Genomic DNA, 19185 nt, shown 5'->3' on the forward strand with positions numbered 1-19185 from the left:
TGAGCGAGCTATTTTAGCCCAGCGACACATGAGATCAATCTTCCAATTGTACTTTTGATGACAATCATGGATTAATTGATATGTTTCTATTTTCCAGCGTTTTCTTATTGCTGTTTGTCTATATTTTTGGTTGCCCGGCAAGCACATCCTTTCTGGCTGAGTGGTTTTTCTTCTCGCTTTAGTCATATAAACCTCCGGATAGGGCTCATAGTTCCGATTGTCTATATGACTATTATACTTAGAAACCCATCTTCTTACTGTTTCGTGACTTCTAATGCCATACTTGTTAGCTAAAGAAGACAATGAGGTATTGCCATTTAAGTATTCCTGCACAACTTTTTCTTTGAATTCTTTAGAGTAATGCGCATTATGCTTTGCGTTACTAAGAAAAGCTTCATGATTGCTTTGATACTGATGAGCCCAGCTGCTAATCTGGATATATCCACTTTTAATTGGCATATCAAGTTGTGTAGCTATTTCAACAGCACTCACATAACCATTCAAGTACTGTTCAACGGCCCATTTCTTCTGTTTAAATGAATACTTACTTTTTCTAGGCATAAAAAATCCCACCTTCGTGAATAATTGAATACTTTATGTATTTCAATCGTCCACTTTAGTGGGATTGTATCAAATTGGGAGTCTCTCATAAATAAAGTATTTAATTCTAACCCGAATTACGTAAACCAGCAGCTACCCCATTGATAGTAATTGGAATAATGCTTTCATAAACACCATGTACTTCATCTTGACGATCACGTTTAATCATTTCTAATTGAACGTAATTTAGGATATTAAAGTATGGCATTCTTGCAGCTAAGCTAGTTTGCAAAGTTGGGGCGTCACTAAGCAACTTTTGATGGCCTTCAATTTGCAAAATGACTTCTTTAGTTAACTGCCATTCCTGATTGATGATTTCAAAGACAGACTCTGCTTGTTCATCTTGACACAAATCTGCATATTGCTTGGCAATTTCCATGTTTGATTTTGATAAAACCATATCAACATTAGACATCAATGCATGGAAGAATGGCCAGCCTTGATACATCTGTTGTAACTCTTTCAAGTTGTTAGGATCTGCATCAATAAAGTGTTTGAATGCTGAACCTACACCAAACCATCCTGGGAACATTACTCGACTTTGAGACCAAGAGAAGACCCATGGAATAGCTCTTAAACTAGAAAAATCGGAAAGTTTCTTTCTTGAGGCTGGACGAGAGCCAATATTTAAATTAGAAATTTCCTTAATTGGAGTTGCTTGTAAGAAATAAGAAAGAAAATTAGGATTTTCAAAGACCAGTTTCTTATAAATTCGGTTGCTTTCTTTAACGATCTCATCCATGGATGAACGAAATTCGGCAATATGGTCTTCACTAACAATTTGCTTAGAATCAATCCGATCGATCGTAGCTGAAACTAACATTTCTAAATTGTAGTATGCTGTATCTCTATTACCATATTTGTTTTGAATAATTTCACCTTGTTCGGTCATGCGAATGCGATCATTAATTGACTTAAAAGGTTGAGCCGTAATTGCTTCGTAAGATGGACCACCACCACGACCAACAGTACCACCGCGGCCATGCATGAAGGTAATCTTAACCCCACGATCTTCACCAATGGCTGTTAAATCTTTTTGTGCCTTGTAAAGATTCCAATTTGAAGCTAAATAACCACCATCTTTATTAGAATCAGAGTAACCGAGCATAATTTCTTGGTAATGATTTTGCGAATCGAGCCAATTCTTGACAATATCCAAGTCTAAGTATTCTTTGATAATTTCTCTTGAATTATTCAAATCCTCTACCGTTTCAAACAATGGTACAACTTGGATACGTGCTTTTTGCTTGTCTAGCAAATCGTATTCTTTGAGCATTACCGCTTGTTCCAACATATCAGAAACACTTTCAGTGTGTGAAATAATATGTTGCTTGATTACATCTTCACCTAAACGATCTTTTAATTCACGTGCGGTTTGATAGATTTTTAATTCTTTTTCTAGTAATTCAGACTTTGGCTGATTATTAACATGTAAACACCGTGGATCATTTTTTAATTCTTTGAGTAATAATGATACCTTTTCTTCTTCACTTAAATCACTATAATGATCACAAATTTCAGCACTTTTCAGTAACTCTGCAACACATGCTTCATTTACACTAGAATCTTGCCGCATATCAATTGTTGCTAAATAAAAGCCAAAGACATCAATTGCTTCTAAAATTTCAGTAAAGTAACTCTTAACAACTGCTTGATCACGATTCTCTTCTAAAGAATCTTTGATAATTTCTAAATCTGCTTTAAATTCTTGAGCATTATTATAGGAAGGAATTTGATCTAAATGTTTTAAATCTTTCTCTTTCAAAAAGCTATTTTGATTAGTAATCCCCACTAAGTCTCGTTCAGTTTTCACCAAACGACTTTCAATATAATAGAAAGCTCTTCGATATGGTTCATTAGTTCTAAATGGAGAATCATCATTTGAAAGTTCTGACAAATGCATTACTTCATGGGAAGGCTTCATATATGAAGTTGAAAGTGAAATTGCACGATAAAGTTGGTTTATTTGCTTAATATAATACTCAAAGATAACTTGACTTTGAAGAGTTGCACTTAATCGTAAGGTTTCAGCCGTTACGTATGGATTACCATCACGATCGCCGCCAATCCACATCCCCATCGTAATCGGGGTTGCATCACTTACATCTAAGCCATGTTTTTGTGCCAATTTCTTGTAGCGACTGGTAAATTTAGTGATTGCTGGAATTAAAGCCTTAGGATAATAAGCTAGAACATTAGTAATTTCGTTAGAAACTTTCAGTTTTTCGCTTCGAATAATATCTGTTTGCATCAGAATTTCAATTGATGCACGTAATTGCTCAGTCCACTCTTGCCGATTAATAGTACCATTCTTGACTTCACGATAACTACGTAAAAGGTTATGAACTCTATCAGTTATTTCAAGCACAGTTTTTCTTTGGACCTGAGTCGGGTGCGCAGTTAACACAGGTACGACATTTACATGATCCAAGATTTCTTTAGCATTGCTCTTTTGCGCAACAACATTAATCGTATCTTCCAATTTACCTAAGTAATCTTGCTCAGTATTATTTAAGACATTAACTTTGCTGGCTAATTCTACATCTTCAGAAATATTAATTAACAGTGGTAATGTTGCAAAGTAGCGCGCTACTACGATCATTTCTTGATTGTCTAAATCAGCAATTTGCTTTTCAAGTTCCTGATAGTCTTGTTTAGCAGAAATTTGAATTAGTTGCTCGATTTTTCCAAAAAGTTCTTTACCAACTAATTGTTCAGTCGATTCATTCAGTAAGTTAGTTAAGATTTTTACTTCTTCTGCTACTACTTTCACATCGCTGCTATTTTCTAATTTTTTAACAGTCATGTTGAAATTCCTTTCTTATTTGCTAGGAATAAGATACCATAAAATATTCAAAAAATAGCATAAAAAAGTATTAAAAAACACCCAAGTCAAACAGACTAGGTGTTTATCAGTTACTAATTTTTTAATTAATCTAACTCTTCATTAGTAGTTACCAATCTTTTCTTCTTCATCAAATGACCAACTAATCCAATTACCAACCCTACTAAAGCAGGTACAAGCCAGGATAAACCCATACTTGCAAGTGGCAAAGTACTTCTCACTGAAGCTACCCATAAACCAAATTGACTTTGACTAACTACACTCGGAAAGGCAATGACCATATCACCTAATGCAGGAAGGACCGTAAACAAGATGACAAAGAAGTAGACTACTCCATCTTTATTGAACAATGGTGAAAAGACAGATAATAAGATTAAGACCATTGATAATGGGTACAAGAACATGAGCATTGGAGTTGACCAAGAAATGATCTGATCCAAACCAAAGTTAGCAGCTAAGAAAGATGCTAAACAACTAAGAGCAAGCCAAGTATGATAGCTAACTTTAGGAAAATGCTTGTGGAAGTCTTGCGCAAACGCAGCTACTAAGCCAACAGCAGTAGTTAAACAAGTAACAGTTAATAAGAATGCTAATAATGCTTGACCAAAGAGGCCACCATATTCATTAACAATTTGATTAAAGGCAACACCACCGTTATCAGAAACTTTAAAGCGTCCCAATGACATCGCACCCATTAAGATCAAAAGTAAATAGATTAAACCAACGGCTCCCATGGCTACTACACCAGATTTAGCAACCACCTTTGAAACACTCTTAGGATCCTTTTGGCCCATTGACCGAACAGCGGTAACAACAGTAACACCAAAGGCTAAACCTGCCAAGGCATCCATCGTGTTGTAACCTTCAAGAAATCCATTTACTAAAGCTGAATGCTTGTAAGCAGCAGTAACAGCGGCAGTTTGCGGATTACCTAGAGGATTAAGAAAGGCAACAATAAAAACTAAGAATAATAATGCTAGAAATAATGGATTGAGAACCTTACCAACATTGGATAAGATATTGTTTTCATGATAGGAAAAAGCAAATGCTAACAAGAAGAAGACTGCCGAAAAGATAAACAAAGCCGCCGTCTGTTGATCTTTAGGGATGAATGGTGCAACCCCAACTGTGAAAGAAACAGTTGCTGTTCGTGGAGTACCAAACAAGGGCCCAATCGTGGCATGAATTAAAACCATGAAAACTACTGCAAATCCTGCACCTAGCGGTTTCCCAATATCATAAACCCCTTCTGAACGAGTAATTGCTACAGCTAACACCGATAGTAAAGGTAGTAGCACACCAGTGATCAGAAAACCAACTGCGGCAGTACCCCAATTGGCACCAGCAAGTTGTCCTAAATGAAGTGGGAAAATCAAGTTGCCGGCTCCAAAGAACAAACCAAATAGTAATGAAGCAACGACTAAATATTGCTTCCAAGTCAATTTTTGAGATTTGGATAAATTTTTCATCGAAAACTCCTCCTGAGAATTAAGAATTATCTGATCACAAAAAAAGCCCCTCAACCAAAATAACTTTGATTGAGGGACGCTTTAGCGTGGTACCACCCTTTGTTTATATTGCTATTACTAGCAATACCTTTCACGTGCAGTTGAACAAATTCAACGATACGTAGGCACTATAATGGGTGCTCCCACTATTTCTTACTAAAATTAAGAAACAGAACTCGAAAGTGATTTTCACCTAATTTTACCTTTATCTCCTCACACCTAACGAGACTCGCTGTAAATTCAAATTAGATTACTCTTCTTTCTCTTTGCTTTCAGATTAATTAAATTGCTAATAAGTATTTTAATCTATTTATTATTAATGTCAACATCTTTTTATAATTAATTCGCTTTCGAGTTAATTTTAGTTTATGCTTAAGTTGTATCCAATTAGAAACGAGTATAAAAATGAGTAAATTATATTTAATGCGTCATGGTGAAACCTATTTCAATCTTTGGCACAAAATTCAAGGATGGTGCGATTCACCCTTAACTGAAAGTGGAATCAAACAAGCTCAAGCTGCTAGACAGTATTTTTTAGATAAAAACATTCATTTTGATGCAGCTTACTGTTCAACTTCTGAAAGAGCGAGCGATACTCTCGAAATTGTAACCAATCACACCCTTTCCTATCACCGTTTAAAAGGTTTAAAAGAATGTTATTTTGGCTCCTTTGAAGGACAAGATGAACGGCTAAACCCCAAGCCACCCTATGGTGACTTTTTTGTACAATATGCTGGTGAAAGTCAAAATCAAGTTCAAACACGCATGCTGCAGGCACTAACCAAGATAATGATCACAGCACGAGAAAATGATAATGTCCTAGTAGTTTCTCATGCCGGCGCTTGTTTTAATTTCTTGACTGCTATTCAAACTGATCCTCAAGAATTATTGACACACCGCTTAGGTAATTGTGCAATTATTGATTTAACTTATTCAAATCAACATTTTTCACTTAATCAAATTATCAATCCCAATTAAAAAGACGCCAATGGCGTCTTTTTTATTTAATAAAAGCGATAATTTTTCTTAGTATCTACTTTCACATCAGCATGAGTCAAATACTCAGTAAACATTTGAACATAATCTTTATCAAGCGTGAATTCAATCTTATCCATGCTATATTCCGGATAAAAACCGCCCCCCATTGCTCGATAGTTGTTCACTGCCAAATGATAAATCTGATCATCTTTAATTGGCTTGCCGTGCAAAGTTAATTTAGTTAGTCTTTGACCTTCAGGCTTAGATAAATCAGCCTCATATTCGACTGGATAGAACACATCAAAATGATAAAGCATTGGCTTAGGTTTAATCCAGCGATCAATAAAACTAATAGTGCCATCTGAATTCTTCTTCAAAAAACCAGCGCTATGTTCAATAATATGTCGCAATTGTTTGCCTGTTAATTTTACTCGGCAAAGTTGGTTGGCATATGGATAGTTTAGTAAAACATCCCGCATGGTTACTTCTTTACCAAATCCTTTGGCCTTTTCACTCATTACCGCAGTTGCTGAAATATCGGCCTTAGTGAACCATAACTGCATTTGCTGAAGCAAATTAATAAATGGTGCTCCCTCGATTCTGCCTTTCATAGCATTCTCAATTGGAGCTGGTTCACTCAATTTAGCTAATGGTCGATCTAGCCATTTTTGTGTCCGTTCATCTAGTGGTTTAACTATGTCAACAATCTCTGGATCTGGCTCATAGTTTTTAGTATCAATCAATTCAGTAGACATCTTTTTGATCTTCTTGGTTTGATCATCAATCTCTAAGATCACTTTTGCAACAGCTTCACCACGATACCCTGGTTGAACAATAGCTGTATCACGCGTAACTACATTTAAACGACGATGTTGGTGGCCTGTTAAAAAGACGTCGATTTCAGGAATTTCAGTTAAGATCTTATAGCCTTCATTTTCACCACGATGAGGTTCAGTTGCTTTTCCAGACACTGGATCACTTTCAAAACCACCATGGTACATCACAGCTAAGACATCGACTTGCGGACGCAAAATTTTAGCATAATGTTTAATTCGCTCAAAAGCCGAAACGAACTTTAAACCAGCAATATTTTCTTTAGGCTCCCAATGAGGAATATATTGCGTTGTAATTCCTAAAATTCCAATTTTAACCCCATTCTTTTCAATAATGGTGTACTCTCTTCCAAACGCTGGGACATTAGTTTCTTCATCAAGCACGTTATCATTGATCATTGGGGCACGATTATTATCAATGTAATAAGTCAAATAGTCTAACCCAAAATTAAAATCATGATTACCTAAGCAGCGCGCATCATATCCCACCTTGTTATAAGCCTCAGTAAAAATAGCCAAATCAGCGTAATCGCCCGTTGAATGAGCATATGAAGCCAATGGTGATCCTTGCAAGCAATCGCCGCTATCCGTCACGACGACGTGATCGGCACCATATTTTTCTCTTTCAGCCTTAATAACTGAGCTTACCCGACTTAAACTAAATGGTGCATCACAGTCATTTTTATCTTGATAATCTGTCGGTAATAAAAAGCCATGAGTATCACTTGAATGTAAAAAAACTAGTTTCATCTTTTTCCTTCCAAAATTAGGTATAAAAAAAGACACCTGAATGCCGGTGCCTTTTAATTAGTTATTGCCGTTGTTGTTTTCGTTAACAACTTGACGACCCTTGTAGTAACCCTTAGGTGAAACACGGTGGCTTAAACGGTATTCACCAGTAGTTGCATCATAGTGCATTGCTGGAACACTCAACTTAATATGACCACGACGTGAACGTTTCTTTTGTTTAGAAGTATGTCTTGCAGGAACTGCCATTTGATTTGATCTCCTTTATTGTAGTCTTTAAGTTTTCATAATCACTAAAAAGTAACTATGAATTACTCACATGGTTCAATGATACTATTGAATTAACGATAAATCAAGCTCATTACTTCTTCTTTTTATTAATTTGGTGATCTTCATTCCAAAACCAACCTAGTAAAACTCCAACAATTACCATTACTACTAAAACGACAATTAAAGGCAATTTTACTTTAAAGAAGCCAAAGTTAATCGCAACTGGATTAGTATTTAAAACCACAAAAATTACTGCTACTAAGGCAATAATCAGCCCAATAATTAAATTAAGCTGACGCCGCTTATCTGTATTCATTCCTATCCTACTTTCTTGAAGCAAATTCTAATGAAATCTTATCTCCAAGAGCTGGGAATAAATTATACAACTTAGCCGCAACTGCCAAACTAATTGGTAAATTCAATTCTCGCTTATTGCTACCAAAGTAATGAACAACTTGCCAAGCAACATCGTCAGGATCCAGCATGAATTCTTGAACATTTTTGACGTAATTGCCACTCTTATCAGCAATATTAAAGAAGTTAGTGTAAACAGGACCTGGGTTAACCGTCATGACCTTAACACCAAAAGGCTTCAATTCTAAGCGTAGAACATTCGAGAATTGAATAACTGCTGATTTAGATGCACTATATGCAGCTGATTTAGTTGTTGGCACTTTACCAGCAATTGAACCGAAGTTAACAATTTGTCCAGTCTTCTCTTCAATCATTACCCGACCGACTAAACGAGTAAAGTACATTAATCCCAGAACATTAACTTGGAACATATTAGTAGCATCTTGCATGTCACTGTCCATGAAGTTTTCAAATTTACCAAACCCAGCACAATTTACTAAATAGTCAATATGCTTGACAGAAGAAACAATCTTCTTAAAAGTGGCTTCAATTTCATCTGCCTTGCCCATATCAGTTGGGAAAACAAAAGCATCTGCCCCTGAGAGTTCTTTAGCTTCAGCCGCAATATCATTTAATTTATCTTCGCTACGAGCAATTAAAATTACAGTAGCTCCGCGTCCTGCGCTTTCCAAAGCAATGGCACGTCCAATACCACTAGAAGCTCCAGTTATAACAACAACTTTATTTCTCAATGAATCACTCATTTTTCTGTTCCTTTCATTGGAATTATAATTTGGTCAAAATCATTTACTAACTTAGTATTAGGGAAAACTTTTTTTGCCTGCTTCTCTAAACGTTTAGCCTTGCTTCCTAAATAACGAGCTGAAATATGATCCAAACATAATTGCTTAACTCCATTATCGCGCGCCACCTCTGCTGCTTCAACACAAGTTGAATGGTAGTAAGCATGAGCTAACTTAGCTTCATTACCAGCAAAAGTTGATTCATGAACTAAAACATCTGCATTTTTAGCCAGTTCAGCAATACTTGGAGTTGAGCGAGTATCATAAATAATGGTTACAATTTTTCCTGGTCTTGCAGGCCCTAAATACTCTTTACCATCAATCATTGTACCATCTTGCAGAACTATCTGCTGACCTGCTTTTAATTTTCCTAATAACGGTCCATTAGGAATATTAAATTTGGCCAATTTATCCATCAATAGTTCACCTGGCCGAGAATTTTCAACAATTCTAAAACCAAAACTAGGTACACGGTGATCTAACTTATCAGTATAGACTTTAAAGCCTTTCTCCTCGCAAATAATTCCACCTTCGGTTAATTCGACAAAGTTAATCGGATATGAAACCTTAGTCCGTGAAACGCGTAAGGCCGTCTTCACAAATTGTTCAATTCCTGCTGGTCCATAAATCGTTAACGGACCAACATCTCCCTGAAAAGAACGTGTCGCCAATAATCCTGGTAAACCAAAAATATGATCACCATGGTTATGGGAAATAAAAACCTTGGTTACTTTACGCAATCGAATATTGGTCTTTAAAATTTGATGCTGGGTTGCTTCCCCCACATCAAACAGCCAAATTTCATTTAATTCATCTAATAACTTTAACGCTAAACTAGCGACGTTTCGCTGCTTAGACGGCTGTCCTGCTCCTGTACCTAAAAATTGTAATTCCATGAAATTCCTATTCTAAAATTTTGAATGTTCTACTATCTTTTTCACTATAAATGCACTGTAATACTTAGAACCGGTAACATTAGGGTGCGTTTGGTCTTGATAGAACCAATTTGAATGTCTCTTTGAATACTCATACCAATTTATGACTGTAAGATTATGATACCGTTTTGCCGCTTGAGTTAGCAAGTCATTAACCTGTCCTTGCCACTGTCTAGTTGGCACATGTGTATTGATCCAAAAGACATGGCGCTTAGGGCCAACTTGTTTCATTAAGCGATCCAAATCGTCCATTGAAAATGGACCATTCGTGCCCAAGCCAATTAAGACATTATCTGCCAAAGCTCCTTGATTCTGATAACTAGTAATTAATCCAAATGCAACATTTAATTGTCTGGAAACAGCTGCATCAATAATTGCCTTTGGCATCAAACGCTTTATATCATCACTCGATCCTGCCATAACCGAATCTCCAATAGCTGTCACTTCTAAGTTACGTGCTAATTCTAGATCAATCTGAGAAATACCATATTTTTCAAACGATTGATTAATTGGATGCTTTTTAGCATTTCTCCGTGCTTCTTTTAAAGCGTGACTATCTTCCAACTGGTCCTGTTTTTTCTTTTTATCTTTCTTTAGTTTAGCAATGATATCCCGATTATCTTTTTCTTGTTTTTTACGATTAGTATTAATTCTTTCTGCTAATTGTGACTTATTAAAATCCTCAACTTTTACCTTAGGCGAAATAGCAATTCCAACACTACCGATTACTAGGATAAAGACAGCCAGTCCTGCTTGGATTTGTTTGACGTAATTATTGCTCTTTGGCATAAATAGTTGCGTGCAATAATTTTTAACTTTAGCAAAAGTAACTTGGGCAAAGGGCTTTTCAATCAACCGATAAGAGACTTCTCCTGTTATTAAGATAAGGATTACTTCAATGATATGATACAAAGTTGGGTGCTCACCCACATTAGTAAACTTATCCTCAAAAAAGATCATAATTGGGAATTGATATAAATAGATTCCATAACTGCGGGACCCAATCCAACTAAAGACTGGATTAGTTAACAGCCGATTCCAATGACTACCCGGATGAGCAATAATTGCAATTAAAATAGCAGTAATAACTGAGAATAAGAACATCCCACCTTGATAGGTAAAGGCCTCTTGTGGGTTCATCTTCTTACTAAAGAACATCCCAATCATACCTAAAAAGGCAGCTAGCCCAATACCATCTAGAATCAAGGTATCTTTAAAATCAATCTTTTCTTTTAAATCCTCAATTGGCCAAATAACAGCCAATGCAGCACCCAAACCTAATGAGAAGAAGCGAGTATCAGTACCATAATAAATCCGATTAATATCAATATTAGGACGATATAGTAGCGCCATTTCAAGTGCGGAGGCCAACGAAAGAATGAGCAATATCCCAAAAATCTTTTTACGACTCTTTACAAATCTAAATAGTAAAAAAATCACTAGTGGCCATAATATATAAAATTGCCCTTCAATTGACATCGTCCATAAATGGATAAACGGCGATTCATTCGCCGCAAAACGTTCAAAATACGATTGTCCATTGGCAATTTGCCAGAAATTATAAACACTAAGTAAATTAGTGATCACAATTTGATTCAATTTTGCCAATAAATTCTGCTGAAATAAAACGATCCATGCCGCCGAAACCCATAAAACTGTAATGAGCTGAGGATAAAGGCGCTTTAACCGGCTTAAATAAAAATGACGATTATTATAATGACCTGTTGCTTGATAGGAACGCAACATATGATCAGTTACTAAATATCCTGAAAGAAGCAAAAAAATCGGCACTCCAAGATAACCGCCGATAAAAGTATTAGGATCAAGGTGATAAAGTATAACCCCAATAACTGCTAATGCTCTAATTCCAGAATATCCTGTAATAAATTGATTCTTTTTCATGCTTTCTCATTCTTAAATTCTAATCTGCTATCAAATTTATCAATTATTGCACAAATTCAAAGTTGAAATCACCTATGGCAACATCGTCGCCGTCAACAGCACCTTTTTGCCGTAAAGCCTCATCAACCCCGAGGTTCTTTAACTTTCTCGCTAAAAGCATTACTCCGTCTTGGTGATCAAGGTTAATTCTTTGAACCAAGCGTTCCAAACCTTCACCTTTAATGACAAAGTAATGGTCATCAACCTTTTCAACAGTAAATTGATCAGCCTTGGGTGCTTTGTACTTATATTCTTTAACAGCTACTGTCTCTTCTGGAACAGCTTCAGCTTGTTGTGCTTCAACTTCGTCAACTAAGTTAGCTGTATCTTGCATCAACTTATCAACGCCTTGATGAGTTACACTGGAAATCGCATAAACTGGTTCTTCAATCTTTTCAGCAGCTAATGCTTTTTTAAACTCAGCTAATTTTTCTTCAGAACCAGGGATATCCATTTGTGTAGCAACAATCAATTCGCGCTTAGTTGACAAGTCCTTAGTATAACTAGCTAATTCATGCCGGATGGTCTTGTAGTCTTCAATGGCTTCACGCCCATTATTAGGATCCATTGAAACTAAATGTAAGATTACTTTGGTTCGTTCAATATGCCGCAAAAATTGAATTCCTAAACCTACACCCTGGCTTGCACCTTCAATTAAGCCTGGTAAATCAGCCATGGAGAAGTCACGACCATCTGGTAAAATTACCATCCCTAAATTAGGGGTTAAAGTCGTAAATGAATAAGCAGCAATCTTTGGCTTAGCTTTAGTTACTACTGATAACAGTGTTGACTTCCCAACTGAAGGAAAACCAACTAAACCAACATCAGCCAACATTTTTAATTCCAAACGTAAAACTCGATCTTCACCGGGTTCACCATTTTCAGCAATTTCTGGGGCAGTATTGACACTAGTAGCAAAGTGAATGTTTCCTCTACCACCACGACCACCTTTAGCAACAACTAGTTCTTGACCATTCTTGGTCAAATCACCAATCATTTCATTGGTATTAAAATCATAAACAGTCGTTCCAACTGGAACTTTTAAATATAGGTCTTTAGCTGCACGACCATATTGTGATTTAATGCGCCCATTTTCACCACTATCAGCTTTAAACTTACGCCGATAACGGAAATCCATCAAAGTTCTTAAGCCACTATCAGCGACAAAAATAATGCTACCGCCACGACCGCCATCGCCTCCGGCGGGTCCACCATTTGGGACAAATTTTTCATGGCGGAAAGCTACCATACCATCGCCGCCTTTTCCGGCTTGAACTTCAATTTTAGTTTGATCAACAAATGTTGGCATGTGTAAACCTCCCCATCTTCTCTAACTCTAGTATCATACTACAAAAACTTGATTTAATCAGTACTTTTCTTCTTATAAACTTAATTTTACTGCCTGTGCTTGGGTCAATGTCAAGCCAGCTTCTCTTAATTGATCAACGGAAGCTTCTTTGATCTTTTTCAATGAACCAAATTGCCGTAAAAGTTTATTCCGACTTTTCGGTCCAATACCCTTGATGGAATCTAATCTACTAGACAAGGCATTCTTAGCATGAGTTCTTCGGTGAAAAGTGATGGCAAAGCGGTGGACCTCATCCTGAATTCGCGTCATCAAATAAAAACCTTGTGATTTAGGATTTAACGGAATTAACTTTAAAGGAATTCCGTTAATTGGATCTCCAAATAAAAGGTGATTGGTACGGTGTTTATCATCTTTAACCATTCCGGCAACTGGAATATTAAGATTCAATTCATTTCTTAGGACATCTTCACACGCCTCAACTTGGATTTGTCCACCATCCATCAAAATTAAATCAGGCATTTTCTTATGTTCGCGCAATAAACGACCATATCTTCTGCGCACAACTTCACGCGTGTTACGCACTTCGTCACCACCATTTTGGTGCTCAACTTCACCCTTTAATTTGTATTTGCGATAGGATGTTTTATCTGCTTCTCCATCTTTAAAGACGACTAGCGCAGACACGGGATCAGCTCCTTGAATATGAGAGTGGTCAAAACTTTCAATCACATGGCCATAAGGTAAGCCTAAAGCATCAAAAATTTCTTTTTGCGCTCCTTTAGTCTTCCGATTTCCTAATTCTAAGAGTCTAAATTTGTCATCAAGTTTCAACTTGGCATTGTCTTTCGCCATTTCTAGCAAGGCCTTTTTTTGTCCGCGTTGCGGAGTTCTGACTGGCACATGTAAAACTTCAGATAAAGCTTGATTATCAATGCCTATTGGTACTAAAACTTCTTTTGGTAAAACGTGATTTTTCTGACCATAAAATTGCACAATAAATGAAGCAAATTCATCCTCTGGATCATTTTCATCAGTTAACGGAAACATTCTAGTTTCCCGACGCAAAAGTTTAGCTTGGCGTAAGAAAAAGATTTGCACTGAGAGCCATGACTTATCAACGTAAAAGTTAAAAATATCACGTTGAGTATTATCATTTGAGATGATTTTTTGCTTTTCAACCGTCTCTTCAATGTATTTCAATTGATCACGATATTCGCCAGCCCGTTCAAATTCTAATTGTGCCGCAGCTTGACTCATTTTTTGCGTTAAATCCTGCTTAACCCAGCCAATATCACCATTCAAAAAACTCTTAATTTTCTTGATTTGTTCATCATATTTTTTTTGTGGCACTTCTTGAAAACAAGCCCCTAAGCATTGCCCCATATGATAGTAAAGACATGGTCGACCCTGATATCCTTTACAACGTCTCAAAGGAAATACTTTTTGGATAAATTTTAATGTCGCTTGTGCTGCATAAACGTTAGGATATGGTCCAAAATAATAACCATTATCCTTGCGCACAATACTAGTTAATTTGGTTTGGGGATCATGTTCATGGGTAATTTCAATATATGGATAACCTGTTCCCTGCTTGAGTTGAACATTGTAATATGGTTGATATTTTTTAATTAAAGTAATTTCGAGCAAAAAGGCTTCTTTATCAGTTGAAACAGTGATAATGTCATAATCACGAATATTTGCAACTAATTCTGCCCGTCGCCCTACCTGCTTACTCTTGAAGTAAGAACGAACACGATTCTTTAAGTTTTTTGACTTGCCGACATAAATGACGGAACCGTTAATATCTTTCATTAAATAGCAACCTGGTTTTTCAGGTAAAAGTTTTAATTTGTTTTCGATTAATTCAGTTTCCAAAAAATCACTTCCTAAATTCGCACGTTAAATTTTAACATATTTATTAATTTTTTCTTTAATCGACGCTTCTTTATTAAAAATTCGATATTTGTTAAATCTTTTTTGATATATTAAGTAAGTAATAACTAGTATTAAGGAGCTTAATATGACAGATTGGATTTATTCATCAATTGATCAATTTGGCTATCTCGCCGTCATTTTTTTAATTGCTATTGAGAATATTTTTCCTCCTATTCCTTCAGAAGTTATTTTGTGCTTTGGTGGCTTTATGACTTCTTCCACTAAAATGAACATTGGCGGTTTAATTATTGCTTCAACTATTGGAGCCTTAATTGGCGCTTTGGCTTTATATGGGTTTGGAAGAATTTTAAATGAAGAGCGCTTAGAAAAAATTTTTAGCCACAAGTTATTCAAACGCCTAGGCTTTAAAGCAAATGACGTTAATCGCTCGATTGCTTGGTTTGATCGTCACGGAATCAAGGCGATCTTTTTTGGGCGGTTTATTCCAGTAATCCGCAGCTTAATTTCTATTCCCGCCGGAATTGCCAAAGTTAAAATGCTTAAATTTTTGATTTTAACAACTTTAGGAAGTCTGATTTGGAATACAGTATTAATCGTCCTTGGCGCATACATGGGTAGCAAATGGGAAGTTATCGTCACTATTTTTGAGGAATACTCATTGATTGTCTCAGTTATTCTACTTATTGCAATTTGCTATTGCGTATATCGTTGGTATAAGAGTAGAATTAAAGAATAATGAAAACTATTAAAAGGAGTGGAAGCGATTGGAAATTAATCTCTTCAGAAAACCAGGAATTAAATCCTATTTAAATGAGGACATTAAATTTAGTAAAACTTTATCTGCCTTTGATCTAATTGCCATGGGTGTTGGAGCTGTAATTGGTACTGGAATTTTTATCCTGCCAGGAACGGTTGCCGCTTTAACAGCAGGACCAGGTGTCAGTTTTTCATTTTTAATTGCTGCTTGCATCTGCGTATTAGCCGGAATGTGCTATGCAGAGTTTGCCTCATCAATTCCTGTCGCCGGTTCTGCTTATTCATACGGTAATATCATTTATGGCGAATTTATCGGTTGGTTAATGGGTTGGGCTTTAATACTTGAATATATGCTGGCTGTAGCTACAGTAGCCGCCGGTTGGTCATCTTACTTTAATTCATTTATTGAACCTTTCGGTCTTAAATTACCGAAATCATTGTCTGGCCCATTTGATCCGCAGCATGGGGTTTATTTCGATCTGGTCGCAGTTGTGGTGATTGTCTTAATTGCTTTACTATTAGCTCGCGGAATTAAAAGTTCAATCAAAATTAACAACTTAGCGGTAATTATTAAGATTGCAATTATTTTGATTTTTATTGTTGTTGGCTTAAACTTCATCAAACCGGCAAATTATCATCCCTTCATGCCCTATCATCTCTCTGGGGTAATCAAAGGTGCGACTACTGTCTTCTTTGCCTTTCTTGGTTTTGATGTAGTTTCCGCATCAGCCGCTGAAGTTAAAAAGCCACAAAAGAATATGCAATTAGGAATTATTAGCACTCTAGCGGTTGCCGTTGTTCTTTATATGGGTGTTTCTATTGTCTTAACAGGCATGGTCAACTACAAAGATTTAAATGTTGCTAATCCAGTAGCTTTTGCATTGCAATACGTTCACCAAGATTGGATTGCTGAACTACTTTCTTTAGGAGCAATGGTCGGAATGGCTACAATGATGTTAACCATGATTTATTCTAGCTCTCGCTTAATTTACGCAATGGCTCGAGATGGTCTTTTACCCCACCATTTCAGTAAATTAGACAAAAAACATAATTCCCCTCAAATTGCCCTTTTTGCAGTGACTGTTATTATCGCATTAGGCGCTGCCTTCTTCTCAGTTGATCAATTAACTAACTTAGTTAGCTTTGGTACCTTATTTGCCTTCACCTTAGTTTCCTTTGGAATCTTACTACTTAGAAAGCGGACTGATATTCCAAATAACGGCTTTAAAGTACCTGGCTATCCTGTTATCCCAATTATTTCAGGTTTATTCTGTATTTTTATGATGTGCCAATTAAACAAAGATGTTTATATCATGGCTGGTATCTGGTTATTAATTGGAATCGTCATTTACCTATCTTATGGCTATCGTCATAGCTTAATCGAAAAGAACAATTCTACTTTTGGTAAGGACTAACAATGAGTCAAAATCAATTCGATGATCTAGCAGTCTTGATGGCTAAGATTTCTCATAATTATGCTATCTTAGCACAGGCTAATAAGTTAACTTTAAATGAATTACATGTACTTTATCATATTGCTACCTTGGGACCTTGTTCTCCATCGATTATTGGGAATAAATGGAGTTTGCCTAAGCAAACATTGAACTCTACCAATAACAAATTAGTCAAAAAGGGCTTAATTTCTTTTGCTAGTTCAACAACCGATCGACGCAAAAAAATTATTAGTTTAACTCCAGCTGGAAAAGAGTTTGTTAAGCCAATTATCGACCAAATTAATCTGGCAGAAAAAAATGCTAGTCAGCAACTTGGTAAATCTAAATTTAACAAGTTAATTCAAATTATGTCTGAATTACAGCAACTGCTAGCCAAAAACCTTGATTAGGTTTTAAAAAGTGGTGAGAAGATGAATCTTCTCGCCACTTTTTTTATCTGCTATTGACTTTTTCTAAAGACGCGTTATGATATTTTTGTCCGAGGCCGTACTACCTTTGGAGAAAAATATCAAATGAAAGAAAAAAAGATACCGAGTCTTTAAGACTGGGTAAGTACTCTTGGACATTTATTATTAAATGTCTAATTGGAATTATGCTGTTATATGCCCTTTTTGGCTGGGTCTTTGTTTCCAGTCCTTTTGCTTTTTATACTGCTAGAGGGACAAATTTAAACTATTCTCGTATTTTTTACTTACACGGATTAACTGTTGGCTTTGCTGGAATTACCTGCCTAATGGTTAGCTAAACCTTTAGACTAAAACAAATAATCAAGAAAATTATTTTCTACGCAACAATTGTTTGTGTATTAATCGGCGTCACCGGCGGGGCCATCAACCGTTCCATGAAGTACAAAATTACCTTGTGGTATCAAATTCTAAGTATGTTTGCCCTCGATGTAATTTTAATTACCATGTTAATCGGTTTTATTATCTTCATGGTAAAAAAAGTAAATTATCGCAAAAATATTGCTTATTGGTTAGGTTTACTAGCTACCCTTTCGGCAACAATTGTTGGACTTTTTGGTGATCGAGTAGGTTATATTATGGATTTTGGCGACAATCCACCGATCTTGGGCAGGTATGCTCATGCAGTTGGCTATACTCTAGCAGAATGGCAAGATAACCTGCTTCGCACTCACTCAGACATGATGGTCGTTTCTGTTCTCTGCTTGCTGTTATCAATCACCAATTACAAATATGGTGAGCACCTCACTAACAATGCAGCCAAAGTAAGACTCTGGGGTGAATGGTTAATTATCATCGGGATTATTTCTATGCTTTTAATTTACGTAATTTCAGGTCTTGGCGGGTCAGGTGTTCAAATTCCTCACCTCTTCACTGAAAAAGGAATTTTTGAACCTAGAGGACATAGTGTTGCTGGGGTTGATTTAGGTGACTTTGTCATTGGCGTTTTTGTCTTCATCGGTGGTATCTTAACTACCGGTGCTGCAGCTTTTGGCAAACATGTCGCTGGTCACGAATTAAGTAAAAGTAATCGTTATACGGTTCGCGGTATTTTCACCGCTATGTGTTGTATTTTACTTGCAGTTGGTGGACTAGGCTTTTTAGAAGAATATCGTGCCGACTTATACAATTTTGATGTGGCAACTACCCCCTCTTGGTAACTATGGCTTCATTTTTAGAATTTTACACGTTGATGTCTGTTTGTTGCCATTCCCAGCAATGATGTTAATCATGCTTTTAGCTGAGAGAAATTTAGCTGAAAAGGATAATCATCGTTTGCAACTTATTTTAAGAAGTGGAATCATTATTACCTTCATCGGAGCTTTAATTTTCATGTTAGTAAACTATCATAGCTTTGGCCCAGGAAGTTGGGTCCTAGCAATCGGGATCATAATTTTATTGATTGGGATACTTTACTACTTGTTTAAACCACAAGTAAAAAATAATAATTAAACAAATTAACAAAAAAAGTGATGAGATATCTTTAAAAAAA

17 protein-coding genes and 1 other annotated feature are annotated in these 19185 nt (G+C 36.2%); of the genes, 6 read left to right on the forward strand and 11 right to left on the reverse strand.

Features of this window, described 5'->3' with window-relative positions; genetic code table 11:
• The 3 genes from EJK17_RS06305 to brnQ all read right to left on the reverse strand — a co-directional run.
• Positions 1-561, reverse strand: a 561-nt coding sequence (locus tag EJK17_RS06305; protein ID WP_246011974.1) for a transposase, incomplete at its 3' end; no start/stop codon positions are given.
• A gap of 106 nt (positions 562-667) precedes the next feature.
• Complete coding sequence (ppc, locus tag EJK17_RS06310) at positions 668-3406, reverse strand: phosphoenolpyruvate carboxylase (protein ID WP_103662560.1); 2739 nt, start codon at positions 3404-3406, stop codon at positions 668-670.
• A 125-nt stretch (positions 3407-3531) separates the two neighbouring features.
• Complete coding sequence (brnQ, locus tag EJK17_RS06315; protein WP_103662559.1) at positions 3532-4914, reverse strand: branched-chain amino acid transport system II carrier protein; 1383 nt, start codon at positions 4912-4914, stop codon at positions 3532-3534.
• A gap of 69 nt (positions 4915-4983) precedes the next feature.
• Positions 4984-5229 (reverse strand) — a binding site (T-box leader).
• 129 nt (positions 5230-5358) lie between these two features.
• On the opposite strand from brnQ, the gene EJK17_RS06320 reads away from it, so the two are divergent.
• Positions 5359-5931 (forward strand): histidine phosphatase family protein, encoded by a 573-nt coding sequence (locus tag EJK17_RS06320; protein WP_103662558.1) that lies wholly within the window; start codon positions 5359-5361, stop codon positions 5929-5931.
• A 26-nt stretch (positions 5932-5957) separates the two neighbouring features.
• Here EJK17_RS06320 and EJK17_RS06325 read toward each other — a convergent pair whose 3' ends face one another.
• The 8 genes from EJK17_RS06325 to uvrC form a co-directional block, all read right to left on the reverse strand.
• A complete protein-coding gene (locus EJK17_RS06325) occupies positions 5958-7514 on the reverse strand; it encodes a bifunctional metallophosphatase/5'-nucleotidase (RefSeq protein WP_103662557.1) in 1557 nt (518 codons plus the stop codon).
• A gap of 57 nt (positions 7515-7571) precedes the next feature.
• Positions 7572-7760 carry a 50S ribosomal protein L32 gene (gene rpmF, locus EJK17_RS06330; RefSeq protein WP_103662556.1) on the reverse strand — a complete coding sequence of 63 codons (189 nt, stop codon included), beginning with the start codon at positions 7758-7760 and terminating at the stop codon, positions 7572-7574.
• Between the two features lie 112 nt (positions 7761-7872).
• On the reverse strand, positions 7873-8097 hold the full coding sequence (locus EJK17_RS06335) for a lipopolysaccharide assembly protein LapA domain-containing protein (protein ID WP_103662555.1): 225 nt from the start codon (positions 8095-8097) through the stop codon (positions 7873-7875).
• A gap of 7 nt (positions 8098-8104) precedes the next feature.
• Positions 8105-8899 (reverse strand): SDR family NAD(P)-dependent oxidoreductase, encoded by a 795-nt coding sequence (locus EJK17_RS06340; protein ID WP_103662554.1) that lies wholly within the window; start codon positions 8897-8899, stop codon positions 8105-8107.
• Entirely contained in the window at positions 8896-9834 is a 939-nt protein-coding gene (gene rnz, locus EJK17_RS06345; protein WP_103662553.1) for a ribonuclease Z, read from the reverse strand. The genes EJK17_RS06340 and rnz overlap by 4 nt, the downstream gene beginning before the upstream one ends.
• 12 nt (positions 9835-9846) lie before the next feature.
• The gene (locus tag EJK17_RS06350) at positions 9847-11775 is read right to left on the reverse strand and encodes an acyltransferase family protein (protein WP_127796288.1); all 1929 of its coding nucleotides are present in this window, start codon (positions 11773-11775) and stop codon (positions 9847-9849) included.
• Positions 11776-11818: 43 nt separating this feature from the next.
• A complete protein-coding gene (gene obgE, locus EJK17_RS06355; protein ID WP_103662551.1) occupies positions 11819-13123 on the reverse strand; it encodes a GTPase ObgE in 1305 nt (434 codons plus the stop codon).
• A gap of 72 nt (positions 13124-13195) precedes the next feature.
• Complete coding sequence (uvrC, locus tag EJK17_RS06360; RefSeq protein WP_103661923.1) at positions 13196-14998, reverse strand: excinuclease ABC subunit UvrC; 1803 nt, start codon at positions 14996-14998, stop codon at positions 13196-13198.
• A 145-nt stretch (positions 14999-15143) separates the two neighbouring features.
• On the opposite strand from uvrC, the gene EJK17_RS06365 reads away from it, so the two are divergent.
• The 5 genes from EJK17_RS06365 to EJK17_RS06385 all read left to right on the forward strand — a co-directional run bounded on the left by EJK17_RS06365 (position 15144) and on the right by EJK17_RS06385 (position 19145).
• Positions 15144-15755 (forward strand): DedA family protein, encoded by a 612-nt coding sequence (locus EJK17_RS06365; protein ID WP_103661922.1) that lies wholly within the window; start codon positions 15144-15146, stop codon positions 15753-15755.
• Positions 15756-15783: 28 nt separating this feature from the next.
• Positions 15784-17190: an APC family permease gene (locus tag EJK17_RS06370; RefSeq protein WP_103661921.1), complete on the forward strand. Its 1407-nt coding sequence runs from the start codon at positions 15784-15786 to the stop codon at positions 17188-17190.
• Between the two features lie 2 nt (positions 17191-17192).
• A complete protein-coding gene (locus EJK17_RS06375) occupies positions 17193-17618 on the forward strand; it encodes a MarR family winged helix-turn-helix transcriptional regulator (RefSeq protein WP_103661920.1) in 426 nt (141 codons plus the stop codon).
• Positions 17619-18070: 452 nt separating this feature from the next.
• Positions 18071-18853 (forward strand): hypothetical protein, encoded by a 783-nt coding sequence (locus tag EJK17_RS06380; RefSeq protein ID WP_103661919.1) that lies wholly within the window; start codon positions 18071-18073, stop codon positions 18851-18853.
• Positions 18807-19145, forward strand: a complete 339-nt coding sequence (locus tag EJK17_RS06385) for a hypothetical protein (RefSeq protein WP_127796289.1) — start codon at positions 18807-18809, stop codon at positions 19143-19145. The genes EJK17_RS06380 and EJK17_RS06385 overlap by 47 nt, the downstream gene beginning before the upstream one ends.
• Positions 19146-19185: the final 40 nt, after the last annotated feature.

It is taken from the genome of Lactobacillus xujianguonis, from assembly GCF_004009905.1.
In the GTDB taxonomy this organism is placed as follows: domain Bacteria; phylum Bacillota; class Bacilli; order Lactobacillales; family Lactobacillaceae; genus Lactobacillus; species Lactobacillus xujianguonis.

What these genes read in the sequence shown, in the direction of transcription:
- EJK17_RS06365 (WP_103661922.1), top strand. Translation starts at nt 15,144, where the DNA reads ATGACAGATTGGATTTATTCATCAATTGATCAATTTGGCTATCTCGCC.
- obgE (WP_103662551.1), bottom strand. Translation starts at nt 13,123, where the DNA reads ATGCCAACATTTGTTGATCAAACTAAAATTGAAGTTCAAGCCGGAAAA.
- brnQ (WP_103662559.1), bottom strand. Translation starts at nt 4,914, where the DNA reads ATGAAAAATTTATCCAAATCTCAAAAATTGACTTGGAAGCAATATTTA.
- EJK17_RS06335 (WP_103662555.1), bottom strand. Translation starts at nt 8,097, where the DNA reads ATGAATACAGATAAGCGGCGTCAGCTTAATTTAATTATTGGGCTGATT.
- EJK17_RS06340 (WP_103662554.1), bottom strand. Translation starts at nt 8,899, where the DNA reads ATGAGTGATTCATTGAGAAATAAAGTTGTTGTTATAACTGGAGCTTCT.
- EJK17_RS06380 (WP_103661919.1), top strand. Translation starts at nt 18,071, where the DNA reads ATGAAGTACAAAATTACCTTGTGGTATCAAATTCTAAGTATGTTTGCC.
- EJK17_RS06325 (WP_103662557.1), bottom strand. Translation starts at nt 7,514, where the DNA reads ATGAAACTAGTTTTTTTACATTCAAGTGATACTCATGGCTTTTTATTA.
- EJK17_RS06375 (WP_103661920.1), top strand. Translation starts at nt 17,193, where the DNA reads ATGAGTCAAAATCAATTCGATGATCTAGCAGTCTTGATGGCTAAGATT.
- EJK17_RS06320 (WP_103662558.1), top strand. Translation starts at nt 5,359, where the DNA reads ATGAGTAAATTATATTTAATGCGTCATGGTGAAACCTATTTCAATCTT.
- ppc (WP_103662560.1), bottom strand. Translation starts at nt 3,406, where the DNA reads ATGACTGTTAAAAAATTAGAAAATAGCAGCGATGTGAAAGTAGTAGCA.
- rpmF (WP_103662556.1), bottom strand. Translation starts at nt 7,760, where the DNA reads ATGGCAGTTCCTGCAAGACATACTTCTAAACAAAAGAAACGTTCACGT.
- rnz (WP_103662553.1), bottom strand. Translation starts at nt 9,834, where the DNA reads ATGGAATTACAATTTTTAGGTACAGGAGCAGGACAGCCGTCTAAGCAG.
- EJK17_RS06350 (WP_127796288.1), bottom strand. Translation starts at nt 11,775, where the DNA reads ATGAAAAAGAATCAATTTATTACAGGATATTCTGGAATTAGAGCATTA.